The organism is Streptomyces sp. NPDC048337 (assembly GCF_043201175.1).
In the GTDB taxonomy this organism is placed as follows: Bacteria; Actinomycetota; Actinomycetes; order Streptomycetales; family Streptomycetaceae; genus Streptomyces.
In genome coordinates, this window is the sequence record NZ_JBICYR010000004.1 from 132,869 (window position 1) to 150,354 (window position 17,486).

Below are 17,486 nucleotides of genomic sequence, written 5' to 3' on the forward strand. Positions count from 1 at the left end.
CACCCGCCCGTCGAACCGCACCCGGTCTCCCGGCCTGACCACCAGCGGACGCCGCACCTGCCTCACCTCCGTCCGATCGGCGCGCGGACCACGCTGTGTGGGCCCAGCGGCCCCAGGTCCAACTTGACGTTCAGCAGCCTCCGCCAGAGCAGGTGGTAGAGGACCGGCAGCACCGCTAGGCGGTCGCCGACCCGTTCAGCTCCGGCGAACAAGGCCGTCGGCTCGGCGAAGGCCGCCAGCAGCCGCGTGGCGACAGGCTCCAGGTGGTAGCGCGGGTGTCGGTAGCCCGCCAGCCAGCGGACATTCGCCAGCAGCACCGGGTCGATCGCCCCCACCCGGCGGAAGGACCATCCCGCCAGCTCGCACGCCCGCGCAGTCGCTGCGAACGCCTCCGCGTCCTCCGGCTCGATCCGGTCGTCCGGCCGGACGTCCACCACAAGGCCCCCGCCGCCGGCCAGGCGGGCGAAGAAGTCCGGAACATGCCCGCGCCGGCCCCGTCGCCCTGGCCAGAACAGGCGGAAGGGCTGACACGTCAGGCCCGTCACCTGCGGATCGAAGTCCAGCAGCATCGCGTGGTGCCGCTCCAGCTGCGACTCGCACGACACCTGACCGCCCGTCGTAGCCGCCCAGTAGTCCCGCGTCACGGACCCCTGCCCCGGATAGGACTTGACCGGCCGAACCGGCTGCAGCTTCTCGAAGCCCAACGTCCAGCACGCCGCCAGCGACTCACGACGATGTACCAGGTCCTCATCGACGTACGCGACCTCGAACCCATCCGGCCCCACCACCCCGACATCCACCAGTCGACCTCCTCTCCCGTCCGTGCTGGTTCGAGGGAGCCACAACCGGCAAGACGCCACCGTGTGAATCGGACCCAAACCGCCCGGGAGAGGGAACGAACCCTGAGACATCACATGATCAGCGACAACCTCAGCCGAGACGACTGTCCGGATCCGTCCAGGTCAGGGCCTGCGCAGGAAAATAGCGACGGAATAAGCAGGAATCAGCTTGACTCGCATGAGACCAGGAGAGCATCCTACTCATGCAAGTGATTCGTCATTCCGTCGTTATTTTGAGGGGCAGGGATAGGCGCGCATGGCCATCACATTCACGATCACGTGCACCGAGGACGACGATGAGTTCGCCCGGAAGCTGATGCAACTACTCAACGAGTACGGGGCCGTTGAGAAGCCCGATGAGGAGAACGGCTGGACCATCGAGCTGGCGAAGGAACTCATCCGCGAGCTGAACCACCGCGCGAAGACCCTCCTCCGAGCCGCCGCCGACGGAGAAGGCTGGGTGAGCGGAGGGGAGTTCCGAGAGGAGCATGGCGACAGCGCTCTCTACGGCCCCACCGCAGCGATCACCAAGGCGGTGAAGCGCTGCATCCGCAACGGCAAGCTCCCTGAGGGCTCCACGAGCCCGATCAAGCCCACCTACGACCCGGACAACCCCAGTTGGCAGAAGACCGGCGGGTACACCATGACCAAGCACGATGCGAAGGTGTTCTCCGGCGCGTTCGCTGCACTGGACGGCCAGTAGGCGATCGTCCCTGAGTCGGGGAGTCTCACCGGCGTTATCCCTCGCTGGCGAATCGGACAACGTCCGGTGAGGCAACGACAAAATCCGGTGAGACGGGACAGCATCTCGCAGTCCGGCAGCCCCTGATGCTTCCCAGGCATGCCGTTGCCGCAGTCGTCATACGCGCCGGTTGCGTCGAGGTCGAACCTCCGCCTCGCCCATGCCACGTCCTGGAGTGTGGGATCGGGGCCAGCCGCCCGCGCCAGAGGTGTGCGGAGAGGGAGCGGTTGCTGCGCTGACGGAGGTGGTGGGGAAGTCGGTGGGATGAGCGATCGCTCTCGGGGCTGGCGGCGGCGCTCCAGCCCCGAGAGCTGCAATGGCTCAGTCCAGGGCGATCAGGCGCTGGGCCAGGAAACGGACTTCGGGTGCAAGACCCCCGAGGATGTCGCGGGTGAGCTGAGTGCCGGGCCGGGCGGCGAGGTCCTGGACGGTGGTCCAGTTCTCGGCAATCAGCTGGAGAGTGTGCTGGGCCCGGTCGATGGCGTCTTGCCGGTGGGCGAGGAACTCTTCGGCGCGCTGGTGTGCCTGGCCCCATGTGATGTCGCCGCGTTCGACGAGTTGGGCGAGGGGCGGGGTGGTGTCGCCGTCCGCGAGGCGCAGGGTGTCGGCATCGATCACGTGCTGCCGGAGCCGTTCCGTTTCCAGCCGCTCGTCGAGTGCCGCTGTGGCGTCGTCGAAGGTGAGGAGGCCCTCGGTGACCTGTGCGGCGAGGTCGGGGGCGTGCTCGCGAAGGCGGTCGTACTGGGCCTTGAGTGCGGCAGTCCGGTCTCTCTGCTCGCGGGCGGCGGTGTAGGCGGCGTCGAGGCCGAGTGTGCCGACGCGGACTTGTTCGGCCAGGTGAGGGGCGTGCTTGAGGACGGTGGCGGCGTTCGACAGGCGGGTGAGGCTGAGGCCATGGTGCTTGGCCTGGTCTCGCAGGGAGTGTTCCGAAACGGAACAGGCCATGGCGGTGATCATTGCCTGCTGGCCCTTGCTGGTGTGCCGACGGACCAGGTTGCCGGACATGATCAGCCTCATGTGATCGGTGCCGGTGTAGGTGGTGAAGCGGGGTTCGACGCCAGCGATCTTGCAGGCGGCGAGGCGGTTTCGGCCGTCGAGGAGGACGCCATCGGGGTCGAGGACGATCGGCTCGTGCTGGCCCTCAGTCTTGATCGACGCGGCGAGGTCGAGCAGTTCGTCCTGGTCGAGCATCGGGAAGATGTCGGCGGCGGGGTGGATCTTCAGGGCGGGCTCCTTATTGTCGGCTGTGGTGGTGTGTGGCTGTTGGGTGGCTGTCACAGGGGCTCCTTGTGGCTGTCAGCGGCGTCGGTGGCGTTGATCGGTGGGCGTCGTGGGTGTGGTGGTGGGCTGGAGGTTTCGGGCCTGAGGTCCGCTGGGCGGGAGCGCCATGGTGGAGCGGCGGCGGGCGGCTTCGGCGCGGGGGTTGGGTGCGGGGTTGCGGCTGGTGTGCTGGATGCGGGTGATCAGGACGCGGGCGGGTTGGCGGGCGGTGGCGAGTTCACGCCGGGCGGCGGCCTCCTTGAGGAGCTGGTGGGGTTTGTGGCCGCCGGCTTCGGCGTCGGCGAGGACGGTGGCGAGGGCCGGCCAGGCGGGGTCGGTGAGGATGCGGTCGGCGTGGTCGGGGACGGCGGCCCGTACGTCGTGGGCGAGAGTCCGGCGGGCCTGATCGTTCGGCCGGCGGGTGGCGAGGCTGTCGACGACGGGCGTGAGGGCTCGGTCGGCGGCGGCCTGGAGGTGGTGGAGGGTCTGGCGGGCGGCTTCGGTCTGGTGGGCGTGGTTCTTCGCCTCGTGCCAGCGGGCGGCGACGATCGTGGCCCAGACGAGGGCGGTGAGCAGGGTCGCCAGGGCGCTGCCGTCGGGGCCGGTGGCGGTGTGTGCGAGGTCCCGGGCCGCTCGGCGCAGGGTGTGGGCGGCCTGGTTCTCGGCGCGAATCTGGGAGCGCTGAGCGCGGGCGAATGCCCTTGAGGCTGCTCGTAGTTCGGCGTGGAGGTGGTTGGGGGCTTTCTGAGCGGTGGCTTCGATGAGGTCGCCGAGCGCGGTGATGTGGGCCTGAGCGTGGGTGTCGTCAGCCATCCCCTGGTGGAGGGTGTCGAGGGCGTCGATGGCCTGGTGCCAGGGGGTGGCTGGCTGGTCACGGCGGGCGGTGGGGTGCTCCTCCGGCTCGGTGGTTTCGAGGCGGGCCTTGAGCTTGGGGAGGGTGAGGTCGGGGCCGATCTTCCCGCCGGGGTGGAAGATCTGTTCGCCGTCCTTGTTGAGGTCTCCGGGGCGGCCGGCGGCGTAGCCGAGGAGGTCTCCGGACGGTCCGCGGCGGGGTTTGACCGCGATGCCCATGGCTTCGAGGTAGGCGAGGAGTTCCTCGGCGGTGCGGGCGTGGGGGATGGCGGCGCGGATGCGGTCCTGGAGCCAGTCGCGGCTGGTCTGCTCCCAGCCGAGGCGCTGGGCCTTGTGCATCTCGGCCTGGGTGGGCCGGCGCCCGGCGGTGCGGTCGCCCTTCTTCAGCTGGCGCAGGCCGTAGTCGGTCTCGATCTGGCGGCAGGCGTCGCCGACGCGGATGCCGCTGTCGTGGAGCCTGGGGCGGCGGCCGTCCTCGCGGATGGTGGTGGCGAGGATGTGGATGTGGTCGTCGGCGTGGCGTACGGCGATCCACCGGCAGGCCAGGTCGTCGCCGGGCGGTGCGATGCCGGCGGCCTCGACGATCCGCTGGGCGATGTCGGCCCACTCGACGTCGGAGAGGTGCCGGTCTTCGGGGGCGGTGCGGACGGGGCAGTGCCAGACGTGGTCGGTGACCTTCTTGCCGAACTCGCTGTTCCGAAGATGGACGGGCTCGTCGAGGTGGCGGGCGAGCTGGGTGAGGGTGGCGTCGGGGTCGCGGCCGGGGTCGGGCATTCCGAGCATGGCGAAGCCGGCGACGATGTGCGGGTCGGTGTGTTCGTCGTGGCGGCCGGGGCCGTAGAGGTAGGCGAGCAGGCCACGGGTGTTGGACCCTGCCGGTTTGATGGCGGCGATCACGCGGCCTGGTCCTTCCTGGATTCGGTCGGTTCGCGCAGGGCCTCGGCGATCAGCTCCAGCAGGCGGTGGAGCTCGTCGAGTCGGTGGCGGATGTCGGGTGGGGTGAGGTCGCTGTTGAGGGCGCGGGCGATCTGGTTGACGTTGACGCCGATGCGGTTGAGCTCGCGCAGCACCTGGGCGCGGAACATGTGGGTACGGCGGCGGTCCTCGGACAGCGGCAGGTTCGCGGTGAACCTGCCGGCGATGAAGGTGAGGACGATGTCGGCGGCGAAGCCGGACTCCCCCTTGTAGCCGTGCTCGGCGGCGGCCTCCTGGAGCGCGTTGTGCTCGTCGCCGGTGAACCGCAGCGGTCCGACGCGTACGGTCCGCTTGGTGCCGGTGAAACGGCGGATCGCCGGCTGGACGCTCTGCACCGCTCGCTCGCCGACCGGAGGATCGGCGGCGGGTGTGGGGCGGAGGATCTGCTGCTGGGCGGCGTGGAGTTCGTCCTGGTCGGGGCCGCCCTCGGCCCCGACCTCCCGGACCGGCGCCCCCTGGCGTCGGGCCGTCTCCGCCACCCCCGGGGCGGAGATCCCCGAAGACCGGCCTTGAGTCGGACTCGGGGTACTACTGGCTCCGCCAGGGGCCGTCCGCCCGAACGCGCTCCGCAAACGGTTCATGAACGTAGGCGACTTCGGCTGGAGGGACGCCGTGACGGTGCCGGCAGTGGCGTCGTCGTGGGAGTCACGGGGCACAGGCGTTCTCCGATGCGTGGGACGGAGGCGGGTGCTGGGGGCACGGGGAGGGCATGTGTGCGTATCCACAGGAGCGGCCCCCAGGGTGTGGACAAGGCCGTGGTTGGGGTGGTCGGAAGGGTTCCGACCACCCCAACCGGGCTCAGGGTTCGGACGGTCAGGAGGTTTCGGAAGGGGCCTTCGCCTCGGCCCGGAGGATCTTCATGACCTCGGTCAGTCGCTCGCCGGCCATGCCGAGTCCCTGGTCCCGAGCGGCCTTCTTGACGATGGCTCGCGACAGCTCGCCCTGCTCAGCGGCAGCAGCACGGCCGATCTCGACCAGGTCCTCCAGCGAGGCGTCCGGTGGACGTCCGCCTCGCCGCTTGGCCTCCGTATCCCCGGCAGGCTGTTCCGGAGCCTCGGTGGTGGTCTCACGGGTGATCAGGATGTGGAGGTGGACCGCGCCTGCCAGGGCGAGCGGCGCGATGGTGGAGAGGACGCCCACGGTGGCGTCGCCCAGGTACAGGCCGCCGGATGTGACCTGTTGGTTGAGGCGGAGGGCGTGCAGGGCGTTCGCCCAGATGCTCGCCGTGGTCGCTGTTCCGAACAGGGTCCACACGTAGAGGCGGGCTCGGAACGGGGCGGTGCGCAGAACGAGGAGGGCTCGTACCCCGTAGGCGATGAACCCGTCGATCACGAGCGGGAAGAGGTAGGTGAGGAACCCGCGGATGTGGATGGCGACGGCCATCTGCTGCAGTGCGTCGTACGAGAGGGCACATGCGGCGGCGCCGAGGGTGAGGATCGCGGCGCGGTCCCATCCGGTCGCCTGGTGGGCTGTGTGGTGGTGGTCGGGTATGGCAGGGGTGCTCAAGCGGGAGGCTCCTGTGGTGGTGCGTGATGCGTCTTGGGCGTCTTGGCCGTTGCAAGCGCAGGTCAGGGCCGGTACGGCAGGTCCGGCCGGTGTCCGTCTTGGCCCCGCCCGCTGAGGATCAGGGGCGAGGACGGTACGGGGCTGTCTTCCGTCTTGGCCTCATGGCCGGTGACCTGCGGCGATACGGCGCGTACGCATGGGACGGCACGAGACGGATGCGGGCGACGTCCCGCGCTTCACACGGGCGGTCGTGATCGTGTTGCCGTCTTGGGCCCGGTTGCCGTCTTGCGCGTATGCCCTCTGACCTGCGCGATCACGGCAGGGACGGCAAGGACGGCAACCAGCGGGGGTGGGCGGGGTCAGCCCTGCGGGAGGGTGGGCGCGGCGTCGACCGGGTGAATGGTCGGGCAGTAACGGCGCCAGGGGTCGAGGAACTTGTTGCGCATGTAGCCCTTGCGCTGGGTTCCGTCGGCGATGCGGACGTTGCCGGGCTTGATGCCGAACTGCCGGAGCATCGAGCCGAGGTCACGCGGGCTCAGCCCACTGCGCCCCCACACGGCCCACGGGCTCTCCGGATCCTGGCGCAGGTGGTGGATCAGCTCCTCCGTGGAGAGGCTATCGACCTCGCGCTGCGCGACGAAGACGCGCCGGATGTCGGCCAGGATGCGGGCCCCGCTGGGGTGGTCCTCTTCAGCCGCTGCCTCGGCTGCGACCATCTGCTCGCACGCGGTACGGGCGCGGCGTGGCCAGGTGCCGGCGGCGAGGTCGGCGACGATGGCGAGGGGTTCCCAGGTGTCGGCGGCCCGGTCCTCGACCGGCATCGCCGGTTCCAGGTCGGCGGCCTCATCCAGCATGGGCCTCGCCCAGGCTGCGATGCGATCGCGCAGACCGTGCAGGGCGGGGATGTCCCGCCGTGACCGGAAGGGGCGGACGGTCTCGCCTTCCGCCCGCCGACGCATGCGGATGACCACCGACCGGTCCATGATCGTGTCGGGTAGGTCACCGATTCCGGCGATGGCCGCCATGGCGAAGGTGGCGAATCGGTGGGGCGTGTGGTCATTGCCGACCACCCGGGTCACGTACCGGTTGCGCTGATGGCCGGCGTTCAGCAGGCCGCGCATCTCCTCGTTCTTCTCCGCCTGCTTCGGCGTGCCGAAGATCGTGTCCGCCTCGTCCACCAGGAGCGTGGGCGGCTCCTCGGTGATGGAGCGGAAGACCGCCGCAGGCGTGGTGTTGATGGTGAGCATCGGCTCGTGGACCGTCTCGGTCAGCACGTCCAGCAGCCGTGACTTGCCACACCGCTTCGCCGGCCCCACCACCGCCAGGCGCGGGGCGTGCTGCCACGCGGGCTGCAGATGCGTCGCCGCCACCCACAAGGTGACCGCGTCGAGCGCCTGCTCGGAGGGGAGGATGACGAACTCCAATATCTGCGCACGCAGTTCGTCGAGCAGCTCCGATCCGTGTGTCGGCTCCGGATCTGCCTGTTCCGTCTCGGGACACCGCTTGGGGTCGAGGTCGGACCGTTCATTTTCGGGACACCGCTCGGCGGGCGGCGAGGTCTGCGCCGGGTCGCCGACGGCCTGGCCGGTCTCGGATATGGTCCGGCCCGGCTGGCCGGGCTTGGCGACCGGCGGCCACTCGGGCCTGTCAGGGGCGGAATAGGGATGGGGTTCGGGGTGTTCCACAGGGCAGCTCCTCGTCTGGCGGTGGCGGGCTCGCACGCCCTTGCCGCCGGGTTGGTTCTTCCAGGGCCGTTCGGGGTTGCTCGGGCCTCCGGCGTCGCACCGCCGGGGGCCCATTCCCTTCTCGCGGGCATCAGGCCACCGCGAGGGACCACGAACCGTACGTCCACGCCTGGCCACAGTCCAGCGCTTCTGTGTCAGCTCAGCGCAGAACTGCCTGCTATGTTGCCTCGCCCTCAAGCGGCCAGCCCCAGCAGACTGAGCAGATCCGCGGTCACCACGCGGTACGCCTTGCCCAGCCGCAGGACCTTGCACGGGTACTCGCCCCGCTTCGCCAGCTCGTAGCCCTTGCTCCGCCCGAGACCCAGCGCACGGTTGCCTGTGTCCAGGTCAACGGCAACAGGAAGAGCCAGCAGCTCCTCGCGAGTCATGCCTGTTGCCCGCTCGGTCATCGCGTCATCGCGCACGTGGCGCTCCTCTCGTCACAGCCCTCGGCGAACATGCCCAACACATCCGGCTCCAGGCGTCTAGGAACCATCATGAGAGAGCTAGTGTGTCTACATGACACAACACGGTTTCGATGATGAAGAGGACGACGACTTCCCGGAGTGGGTCGACCGGATCAAGGCCAACGTGGCTGGCGAGGTCCGGCGACGGAGAAAGGAGATGGGGTGGAGCGCGCAGGACCTGGCGGACGAGTGCGAGAGGCTCGGGCACCCCATCCCGCGCAACGTGATCGCCAACATGGAGTCCGGGCGCCGGGCCACCCTTCCTCTGGTGGACGTCATCGTCCTCGCCGCCGCCCTGGAGACGTACCCGGTCTGCCTGATCTTCCCGGTCGGTTACGTCGACCGGACCCAGGAACTCCCGTTCCAGAGCCTCGTCCCCACCTGGGACGCCCTACGGCGCTTCACCAGCGAACAGGAGGTGCCCGAACGCGACGCGGGCATGGTCCCCGACTTCGAGCTTCACGCCAGACTCACGCGCACCGCGCTCGCCGCGCTCGAAGAGGAAGAACGGGCACGATTCGCCGCCAAGACGGCCACTAGCCGCGCCCAGCAGGAAGAAGCCGAACGCAGGCGGACCGAATACGCCGACCAGGCCATCTCCGCCAAGTACAACCTTCGCCACCTCCGCCGGGACATCCGCGAGGAGGGTGCTATCCCACCAGACCTTCCGCCCGCCCTGGGCGATGTCGACCCGCCCGAAACCGATCCCAACACCACCCCGGAGGAAAGCCTTTGAAGGGCTCTACCTATCGCCGCTGCTCCTGCCGTGACCCGAAGACCGGCAAGGAACTCGGCTCTGCCTGCCCGAAGCGCAACAGCAGGAATCACTGCACGTACTCCATACGCCAGGAGTTGCCTCCCCGCGAGGACGGCAGCCGACGTTCCTTCGCCCGTGGCGGGTACGGCAACCTCAAGGCCGCCCAGGCCGATCTCGACCACGTACGAGCTCTCCTGGGACTCGCCGAAGCCGACGACCCCGAGGGCATCCAACTGGTCGCCGCGATGCTGGCCGAGGTCAGCGGCGAGAAGCTGCCCCTGCCGGACGTGGAGGAGACCCGGCGCCGGCTCAGGGCTGGCCAGGATCTCATCGGCAGCCTGACCGTGGCCGAGTGGCTGGACCGGTGGCTCGCCGGCAAGCGCATCCGGAAGTCGGGCATCAACCGGTACGAGACCGATGTCCGCGTGCACCTCAAGCCGCACATCGGCCACCGGCGTCTCGACCGGCTGCGTGTCAGCCACCTGAGCGACATGTTCACCGCGATCACCGACGCCAACGCCGAGATCCTGGAGCAGAACGCCCAGCGGCGTGCGGCGGTCGAGGAGTTGGCGACCGTCCCGTGGAAGGGTGTGGCGAACCGCGCCCGCCGCAAGGCGATGAAGGCGGCGATCGACGCGATGCCGGCCTTCCGCCGCGTCACCGGCCCTGCCACGCGCCAGCACATCAAGGCCACGCTCCGCGCGTCCCTCAACGACGCGATCGGGCAGCAGATCATCACGTTCAACCCGGCGGCCCACGTCGAGATCGACCCGGTGCGCAAGCCGAAGGCGCTCGTATGGACGGACGAACGGGTCGCCAAGTGGGAGCAGACCGGCGAGAAGCCGCCCCCCGTGATGGTCTGGACGCCGGAACAGACCGGCGCCTTCCTCGACTTCGTCGCCGAGGACCGGCTGTACGCGATGTGGCACCTGATCGCCTTCCGCGGCCTGCGTCGTGGCGAAGCGTGCGGACAGCCGTGGTCGGAGACCAACCTCGACCGGCACTCCCTCACGGTCACCGGCCAGCTCGTGCAGGACGGCTGGGAGGTCGAGGCGTCCGAGCCGAAGACAGACAGCGGCTTCCGCGTCGTGGCTCTGGACGACGACACCGTCCACGTCCTGAAGCGGCACCGTGAGCAGCAGGAGGCCGACCGCGCCGAGTGGGGCTCGGCCTGGGTGAACACCGGGCTCGTCTTCACCCAGGAGGACGGTTCTTGGCTCCATCCGGGCAAGGTCACCGACCTCTTCGAGCGGCTCGTGGCGGCCTCCGGACTGCCGCCGATCCGGCTGCACGATCTCCGACACGGGGCGGCGACGCTCATGCTGGCGGCCGATATCGATATCAAGATCGTGTCGGACACGCTCGGGCACAGCGACACCCGGATCACGCGTGACATCTACCAAAGCGTGCTCCCCCACGTCGGCAAGAGCGCCGCTGAGGCCACCGCGAAGCTCGTGCCCCTCCAGCGCAAGGCCGAGCAAGAAGCGCAGGTCCGAGAGGCCGCCGAGGAAGCGAAGAAGGCCGCCAAGGCGAAGGCCAAGCGGAAGAAGAAGGCCAAGGCCAAGAAGGCCGCGAAGAAGGGCTAACGGCCGCTCCGCTCACGCATCGCTCACGCAAGCAAAGTCACGGCACTCCGACCGTGTAGCTCGCCATGCCCCGAGCAACAGAAAACCCCAGGTCACGGGTGATGTGACCTGGGGTTTCTCTGAGCCGCCTTCGGGATTCGAACCCGAGACCTACGCATTACGAGTGCGTTGCTCTGGCCAACTGAGCTAAGGCGGCACCGCTGGTCAGACAAGTATTCCCCCGAAGAGGTGTGCTCATCAGCAGCGGCGCCAAGTCTACAGGGTGCAGACGGGTGCCCCGAACCGCTTTGCTCAGACTCGGACGATCGGGGACATATCGGGCCCTAGGGCTTGGAGGTCCCGCGGCACTTCTTGCCGGGATCCGGGGCCTTGCCCTCCAGGAGGTACTGGTTGATCGAGGTGTCGATGCAGTCGCTGCCCCGGCCGTAGGCCGTGTGTCCGTCGCCCTCGTAGGTGAGCAGGGTGCCCGAGTCGAGCTGGTCCGCCAGGGCCTGGGCCCACTTGTACGGGGTCGCGGGGTCGCGCGTCGTGCCGACCACCACGATCGGCGGGGCGCCCTTGGCGGTCAGTGCCTTCGCCTCGCCCGTGGCCTTCACCGGCCAGTACGTGCAGTTCAGCGAGGCCCAGGCCAGGCCCGCGCCGAAGACCGGGGAAGCCTTCTCGAAGGAGGGGAGGGCGGAGCGGACCGCGTCCGGGCCGCTGAAGGCCGGGGGCTGGTCCAGGCAGTTCACGGCGGCGTTCGCGTACATCAGGTTGGCGTACTTGCCGTCCGGCTCGCGCTCGTAGTAGCTGTCGGCGAGCGCCAGCAGGGGCGCCCCGTCGCCGTTCATGGCGTCGGTGAGCGCCTCGCGCAGCTGCGGCCAGGCGCTCTCGTCGTACAGCGCGGCGATCACCCCGGTCGTCGCGAGGGCCTCGCCCAGCGGGCGGGCCGACTCGCCGGTGGGCACGGGCTGGGCGTCGACCTTGCGGAAGAACTCCTTCAGGCGCGCTCCCACCTCCTCCGGGGTGCCCCTGCCCAGCGGGCAGTCGGACTGCTTCGCGCAGTCCTTGGCGAAGGAGGTGAAGGCCGTCTCGAAGCCCGCCGTCTGGTCGCGGTTCAGGTCGAGCGCCGGACGGGTGGGGTCCATCGCGCCGTCCAGGACCAGCCGGCCGACCCGGCCCGGGAAGAGGTCCGCGTACGTCGCCCCCAGGAAGGTGCCGTACGAGGCCCCGACGTACGTCAGCTTCTCGTCGCCGAGCACCGCGCGCAGCAGGTCCATGTCGCGGGCGGCCTCGACGGTGGAGACGTGCGGCAGCATCCGCTTCGAGCGCTCCTCGCAGCCTGCCGCGAACTCCTTGAACGCGGTCACCAGCAGGGCCTGCTCGGCCGCGTCGTCCGGTGTCTGGTCCACCTGCGTGTACTTGTCCATCGCCGGGCCGCTCAGGCACTCGACGGGGCTGCTGCGGTCCACCCCGCGCGGGTCGAAGGAGACCATGTCGTACCGGGCGCGGACGGGCGCGGGATAGCCGATGCCCGCGTACGCCTGGAGGTAGCCGATGCCGGAACCGCCGGGCCCGCCCGGATTCACCACCAGCGAGCCGAGCCGCTTGCCCGGGCCGGTGGCCGGGCGCCGGGCCACCGCGATGTCCACGTCCTGGCCTGAGCCGGGGTTCGCGTAGTCCAGCGGGGCCTTCATGGTGGAGCACTGGAACCCCGGGACACCGCAGTCGCGCCAGGTCAGCTTCTGCTCGTAGTACGGGCGCAGCGCGACCGGGTCCGGGGACGGCTGCGCCGACGGCGTCGCCGAGGACGCGGCGGCCTTCGGACCCTCCGACCCGCCCGAGGTGCATCCGGAGAGCAGCAGCCCGGCGGCTGCGATCAGGGTCCCGGTGGTACGCAGCACGCTCCTGGTGTCCATTCCCGGAGCCTACGTCCTGTCGGCGCGGCCCGGCGGGCGGCCCTGCACCGGACGGCCGCACGCCTTCCGTGGCCCGTACCGGGCAGGGCAAGGACCGGGCCCGTGCCGACCCGGGCGGCCGGTCCGCCCGTACGGGTGAGCCGGTCAACCGGGCGGGTCCGCCTCAGCCGGCGCGCAGCGACATCGTCATCGCCTCGACCGCGAGGAGGGGGGCCACGTTCCGGTCCAGGGCGTCCCGGCAGGCGATGATCGCCTCGATCCGGCGCAGGGTCCGCTCGGGACCCGAGGCCCGGGCGATCCGGTCGAGGTCCGGCCGTATCTCCTCGTTGGCGATGGCCACGGACGAGCCGAGCTGCAGGGCCAGCACATCGCGGTAGAAGCCGGTGAGGTCGGTCAGTGCCAGGTCGAGGCTGTCGCGCTGGGTACGGGTGCGGCGGCGCTTCTGCCGGTCCTCCAGCTCCTTCATCACGCCCGCCGTGCCGCGGGGCATCCGGCCGCCGGTGCCCGCGGCCGCGCCGAGCGCGGCCCGCAGCTCCTCGGTCTCCTTGGCGTCGATCTCCTCCGCGACCTGCTTGGCGTCCTCGGCGGCGGCGTCGACCAGCTCCTGCGCCGCCTTGAGGCAGCCGCCCACGTCGTCGACGCGGAGCGGCAGCTTCAGCACGGCGGCCCGGCGGGAGCGGGCGGCCTCGTCGGTGGCGAGCCGGCGGGCCCGGCCGATGTGCCCCTGGGTCGCCCGGGCGGCGGCCGCGGCGGCGGCGGGCTCGATGCCGTCGCGCCGGACCAGCACCTCGGCGACGGCGTCGACGGGCGGGGTGCGCAGCGTCAGGTGCCGGCAGCGGGAGCGGATCGTGGGCAGCACGTCCTCCAGGGAGGGCGCGCACAGCAGCCACACCGTCCGCGGAGCGGGCTCCTCCACGGCTTTGAGGAGCACGTTGCCCGCGCCCTCGGTGAGCCGGTCGGCATCCTCCAGGACGATGACCTGCCAGCGGCCCACGGCCGGGGAGAGCTGCGCCCGGCGGACCAGGTCGCGGGTCTCCTTCACGCCGATGGACAGCAGATCCGTACGGACGATCTCCACATCGGAGTGCGTGCCGACCAGGGTGGTGTGGCAGCCGTCGCAGAAGCCGCAGCCGGGCTCGCCGCCGAGGGCGCGGTCGGGGCTGGTGCACTGGAGGGCGGCCGCGAAGGCACGGGCGGCGGTGGACCGCCCGGAGCCGGGCGGTCCGGTGAACAGCCAGGCGTGGGTCATCTTGGACGCGGCGGGCGCCTCGCCCCCCTGCTCGATGGCCGTGACCAGGGCGTCTGCATCGCGGGCGGCGGCGGCCAGCTGCGTCTGGACCCGCTCCTGTCCCACCAGGTCGTCCCATACGGGCATCCCGCCCACCACCTTTCACTCTCCGTGCACCCATTGTGGCGGGCGCCACCGACAATCCCGTACGGCCGGCCCCGCCGCGGGTCAGCGGCGGCGGCGCGGGCCCCGGCCCTCGTCCTCGTCGTCCTCGTGGCGGCCCAGCAGTTCGTCCGCCAGCGTGGGCAGATCGTCCAGCGGGGTCTCCTCGGCCCAGTCCGGGCGCGGGCGGCGCGGGCGTCCGTCGTCGCCGAGGACCGGGAGCTCCCGCGTCCGGTCGTTGCCGGAGTCGGCGCCGGAGTCCCGGAAGATGTTCGGCGGCACCCGGTCGGCCGGGTTCTCGTCGGGGCGCCGGCTCGTGGGCCGCGAGGCGGACCGGGCCGGTCCGGTCCCACCGGAGGGCCGTACGGGCGGCAGGACGGCCGTCTCGTCGGTCGCCCGGACCGGCGGCAGCACCGAGGTCTCCGCGGCGGACGCGTCCACCGCCGGATCGACCTTCGGCACCGGGACGGTCTGCGTGACGTCGTCCGGCCGTACGACCCGCCTGTCGACCACCGGGGTCTCGATCGTCACGGCGTCGTCCGCCTGCGGGGCCTTCGTCATGCCGACCTTCGGCGCGGGCGCCGGCGCGGGCGCCGGGGCGGGCGCGGGCGCCGGAGCCGCCGCGGCCGAGGCGGCAGCGGCCGCCGCAGCCGCCGCCAGCCGGCGCGCCTCCTCGGCCTTCAGCAGGGCCTCCTCCGCCCGCCGCTGCTTCTCCAGCCGCCGCTCCTCGGCCTCGGCCCGCAGCCGGGCCTCCTCCTCGGCCTGCTTGCGCAACCGCTCCGCCTCCGCGGCGCGCGCCTTCTCCTCGGCCTCCACCCTCAGCCGCTCGGCCTCGGCCCGGGCCCGGGCCTCCTCCTCGGCCTTCAGCCGGGCGTCCTCCGCCTTGCGCGCGGCTTCCGCCTCGGCCTTGATCCGGGCCGCCTCGGCCTCGCGGGCCAGCCGGGCCTCTTCCTCGGCCTTCAGGCGGGCTTCCTCCGCCTGGCGCGCGGCCTCTTCCTCGGCCTTGCGCCGGGCCTCCTCCTCGGCGAGGCGCCGGGCCTCCGCCTGGGCGGCCACCTCGGCCTCGGAGAGCGGCAGCATGCGGTCCAGGCGGTGCCGGACGACGGTGGTCACCGAGTCCGGGTCCTGGCCCGCGTCGACCACGAGGTAGCGCCCGGGGTCCGCCGCGGCCAGCGTCAGGAACCCGGACCGCACCCGCTGGTGGAATTCCGCCGGCTCCGACTCCAGCCGGTCCGGAGCCTCCGTGAACCGCTCCCGCGCCGCCTCCGGCGATACGTCGAGCAGCACGGTCAGGTTCGGGACGAGCCCGTCGGTGGCCCAGCGCGAGATCCGGGCGATCTCGGTCGGGGACAGGTCGCGGCCGGCGCCCTGGTAGGCCACCGAGGAGTCGATGTAGCGGTCGGAGATGACCACCGCGCCGCGCTCCAGGGCCGGGCGCACCACCGTGTCCACGTGTTCCGCCCGGTCGGCGGCGTACAGCAGCGCCTCGGCACGGTTCGAGAGCCCGGCAGAGGAGACGTCGAGCAGGATCGAGCGGAGCCGCTTGCCGACCGGGGTGGCCCCCGGCTCGCGGGTCACGACGACCTCGTGGCCCTTGCCCCGTATCCATTCGGCCAGCGCCTGCACCTGGGTGGACTTGCCGGCTCCGTCGCCGCCCTCCAGGGCGATGAAGAACCCGGTGGCGGATGCCGCCTGCACCGGCTCCCCGCCGCGCAGCGCCTCGCGCAGGTCGCGCCGCAGGGGCACGCCGCCGCGGTCGTCAGCCTTGGTCAGGACCACCACGGCGACCGGCAGCAGCAGGGCGCCCACCAGCATCAGGGTGAAGGCGGCCCCGCCGTGCGAGAAGACGATCTCGGCGCCGGTGAGCCGGTGCGGCCCGATCACGGCGGCCAGAACGGGGGCCACGACGGCCCCGACGGCGATGGCCACCCGGACCACGGCCTGGAGGTGCTCGGTGACCCGGGCCCGGCGGAACTCTTCGGTCTCCTGGTCCAGCAGCGTGTGCCCGGTGTTGGCGGCGACGCCCGCGGCGGTGCCGGCGAGCAGCGACAGGAACAGCACGGTCGCCGTGTCCGGGACCAGCCCGGTCAGCAGCAGCGCCAGCCCCGCCACCGCTATGGCGAGGGCCAGCAGACGGCGCCGGGACAGCGCGGGCAGCACCTTGCCGGCCTGGGTGGCGCGGATGCCGGCGGCGGTGCCTCCGACGAGCGCGAGGACGGCCAGGGCGAAGGAGGCCGGGCCGCCGCCGAGGTCGAAGGCGTGCAGTACGGACACGGCGACGGCGCAGGACACCGCTCCGGCGACCGCGGCGCAGGCCAGGACCAGCAGGGGGATGGCGCCCGTACGGCCCTTGTCGGGCCGGTCGCCCGCCTTGGGGGCGCGCAGGCCCTCCAGCGGGGAACGGGGGCGCGGGGTCTTCGTCCCGGGCAGGACGAGCGGGAGCAGCAGCGAGACGGAGGCGGCGAAGAGGCCGGAGGCCACGTACGAGCCGAGGGCGGCCTGGTTCTCGGCGAACCAGTCGATGCCGAGGCCGAGGGCCTTTCCGACCAGGGTGGCGGCGAGCAGCGCGGCGGCGGCGACCGGGAGCGCCGCGAAGGCCGTACGCAGGGTCAGGCGGCGCAGCGCGTCCAGGTGGTCCGGCAGCGGCCGTACGGTCGCCCCCTCCGGCGGCGGCGCGGGCAGCAGGGCGGGGGCCGCGCTCTCCTTGGCCAGGGTCCACAGCCGCTCGGCGGTGCCGGCGACGAAGACGGTGGCCAGCAGCGCGGTGAGCGCGTGGGCCGGGATCCAGTCGAGCCACAGCGGTGCGACGACGAAGAGCCCGAGGCGGACCCCGTCGGCTCCGATCATCGTCCAGCGGCGGTCCAGCTTGCCGCCGGGGGCGATGAGCCCGGCCAGCGGGCCCAGCAGGACCGCGCCGAAGAGGAGGGTGGCCAGGATCCGGACCCCGAACACGGCGGCGACGGCGAGGGCCGCGCCGCGGTAGCCGCCGCCGAAGGCGTCCTCCGAGACCGCGGCCTGCAAGGCCAGCAGCACCAGCACCAGCAGGGCGAGGGCATCGCCGATGCCGCTCACCAGCTGGGCGCTCCACAGCCGGCGCAGCCTGGGGGTGCGCAGCAGTGCGCGCACCGCACGCTCGCGGGAATCCGCGGCTAGGGCTTCGTCGTAGGTGGGGTTCGCGGGGGCGGTCACGACCGTTGGCTGCTCGGCTCGCGTCATCCGCCCAGCCTATCCGCTGCGCTTGGCCGCTGCGGAGGCCTGTGGACAAGGCCCCCTGTGACTCCGGCCCCACCACCCGGGGCTCCGCCCCGGACCCGTACCTCGGGCGCGGCCCGACGGCGGTCGCACGCGACGGGCACCGGCTCCGCCGGGCCCCCGGGGCTCCGCCCCGTACCACGCGCCTCAAACGCCGGCGAGGCTGGATGGTGCCCGACGGGGCTGAACGCGCCCGTCGGCGCCGGACGCGCGTAGGCCCCGCGCTGCAGCGCGGGGC

General features: G+C 71.7%; 13 protein-coding genes and 1 tRNA gene. 3 read left to right on the forward strand and 11 right to left on the reverse strand.

All coding sequences use genetic code 11. The features are described 5' to 3' along the window. Positions 1–62: 62 nt before the first annotated feature. Complete coding sequence (locus ACGFYU_RS08585; protein ID WP_393826529.1) at positions 63–800, reverse strand: TnsA-like heteromeric transposase endonuclease subunit; 738 nt, start codon at positions 798–800, stop codon at positions 63–65. Between the two features lie 295 nt (positions 801–1,095). Between ACGFYU_RS08585 and ACGFYU_RS08590 the strand changes: the two genes are divergently transcribed. After that, positions 1,096–1,542: a hypothetical protein gene (locus ACGFYU_RS08590; protein ID WP_393826530.1), complete on the forward strand. Its 447-nt coding sequence runs from the start codon at positions 1,096–1,098 to the stop codon at positions 1,540–1,542. Between the two features lie 360 nt (positions 1,543–1,902). Here ACGFYU_RS08590 and ACGFYU_RS08595 read toward each other — a convergent pair whose 3' ends face one another. The 6 genes from ACGFYU_RS08595 to ACGFYU_RS08620 form a co-directional block, all read right to left on the reverse strand. Next, positions 1,903–2,859: a ParB/RepB/Spo0J family partition protein gene (locus ACGFYU_RS08595; RefSeq protein WP_393826531.1), complete on the reverse strand. Its 957-nt coding sequence runs from the start codon at positions 2,857–2,859 to the stop codon at positions 1,903–1,905. 18 nt (positions 2,860–2,877) lie between these two features. Beyond that, the gene (locus tag ACGFYU_RS08600; RefSeq protein ID WP_393826532.1) at positions 2,878–4,590 is read right to left on the reverse strand and encodes a relaxase/mobilization nuclease domain-containing protein; all 1,713 of its coding nucleotides are present in this window, start codon (positions 4,588–4,590) and stop codon (positions 2,878–2,880) included. Next, a complete protein-coding gene (locus tag ACGFYU_RS08605; RefSeq protein ID WP_393826533.1) occupies positions 4,587–5,147 on the reverse strand; it encodes a MobC family plasmid mobilization relaxosome protein in 561 nt (186 codons plus the stop codon). The genes ACGFYU_RS08600 and ACGFYU_RS08605 overlap by 4 nt, the downstream gene beginning before the upstream one ends. 334 nt (positions 5,148–5,481) lie before the next feature. Beyond that, a complete protein-coding gene (locus tag ACGFYU_RS08610; protein WP_393826534.1) occupies positions 5,482–6,174 on the reverse strand; it encodes a DUF2637 domain-containing protein in 693 nt (230 codons plus the stop codon). Positions 6,175–6,533: 359 nt separating this feature from the next. Beyond that, entirely contained in the window at positions 6,534–7,625 is a 1,092-nt protein-coding gene (locus ACGFYU_RS08615) for a DUF3631 domain-containing protein (protein WP_393826783.1), read from the reverse strand. A 467-nt stretch (positions 7,626–8,092) separates the two neighbouring features. Further along, entirely contained in the window at positions 8,093–8,308 is a 216-nt protein-coding gene (locus tag ACGFYU_RS08620) for a hypothetical protein (RefSeq protein ID WP_345614405.1), read from the reverse strand. Between the two features lie 109 nt (positions 8,309–8,417). Between ACGFYU_RS08620 and ACGFYU_RS08625 the strand changes: the two genes are divergently transcribed. Both ACGFYU_RS08625 and ACGFYU_RS08630 read left to right on the forward strand, forming a co-directional pair. Continuing rightward, positions 8,418–9,101 (forward strand): helix-turn-helix domain-containing protein, encoded by a 684-nt coding sequence (locus ACGFYU_RS08625; RefSeq protein WP_393826535.1) that lies wholly within the window; start codon positions 8,418–8,420, stop codon positions 9,099–9,101. Then, a complete protein-coding gene (locus ACGFYU_RS08630) occupies positions 9,098–10,708 on the forward strand; it encodes a tyrosine-type recombinase/integrase (RefSeq protein ID WP_393826536.1) in 1,611 nt (536 codons plus the stop codon). Before ACGFYU_RS08625 ends, ACGFYU_RS08630 begins: the two co-directional genes overlap by 4 nt. 122 nt (positions 10,709–10,830) lie before the next feature. Here the strand turns inward: ACGFYU_RS08630 and ACGFYU_RS08635 are convergent. From ACGFYU_RS08635 to tmk, 4 genes are all read right to left on the reverse strand, one after another. Then, positions 10,831–10,904: transfer RNA gene (locus tag ACGFYU_RS08635), tRNA-Thr, on the reverse strand. A gap of 127 nt (positions 10,905–11,031) precedes the next feature. After that, positions 11,032–12,606: an alpha/beta hydrolase gene (locus tag ACGFYU_RS08640; RefSeq protein ID WP_393826537.1), complete on the reverse strand. Its 1,575-nt coding sequence runs from the start codon at positions 12,604–12,606 to the stop codon at positions 11,032–11,034. Between the two features lie 163 nt (positions 12,607–12,769). Next, a complete protein-coding gene (locus ACGFYU_RS08645; protein ID WP_393826538.1) occupies positions 12,770–13,981 on the reverse strand; it encodes a DNA polymerase III subunit delta' in 1,212 nt (403 codons plus the stop codon). Between the two features lie 81 nt (positions 13,982–14,062). Continuing rightward, on the reverse strand, positions 14,063–17,212 hold the full coding sequence (tmk, locus tag ACGFYU_RS08650; protein ID WP_393826539.1) for a dTMP kinase: 3,150 nt from the start codon (positions 17,210–17,212) through the stop codon (positions 14,063–14,065). Positions 17,213–17,486: the final 274 nt, after the last annotated feature.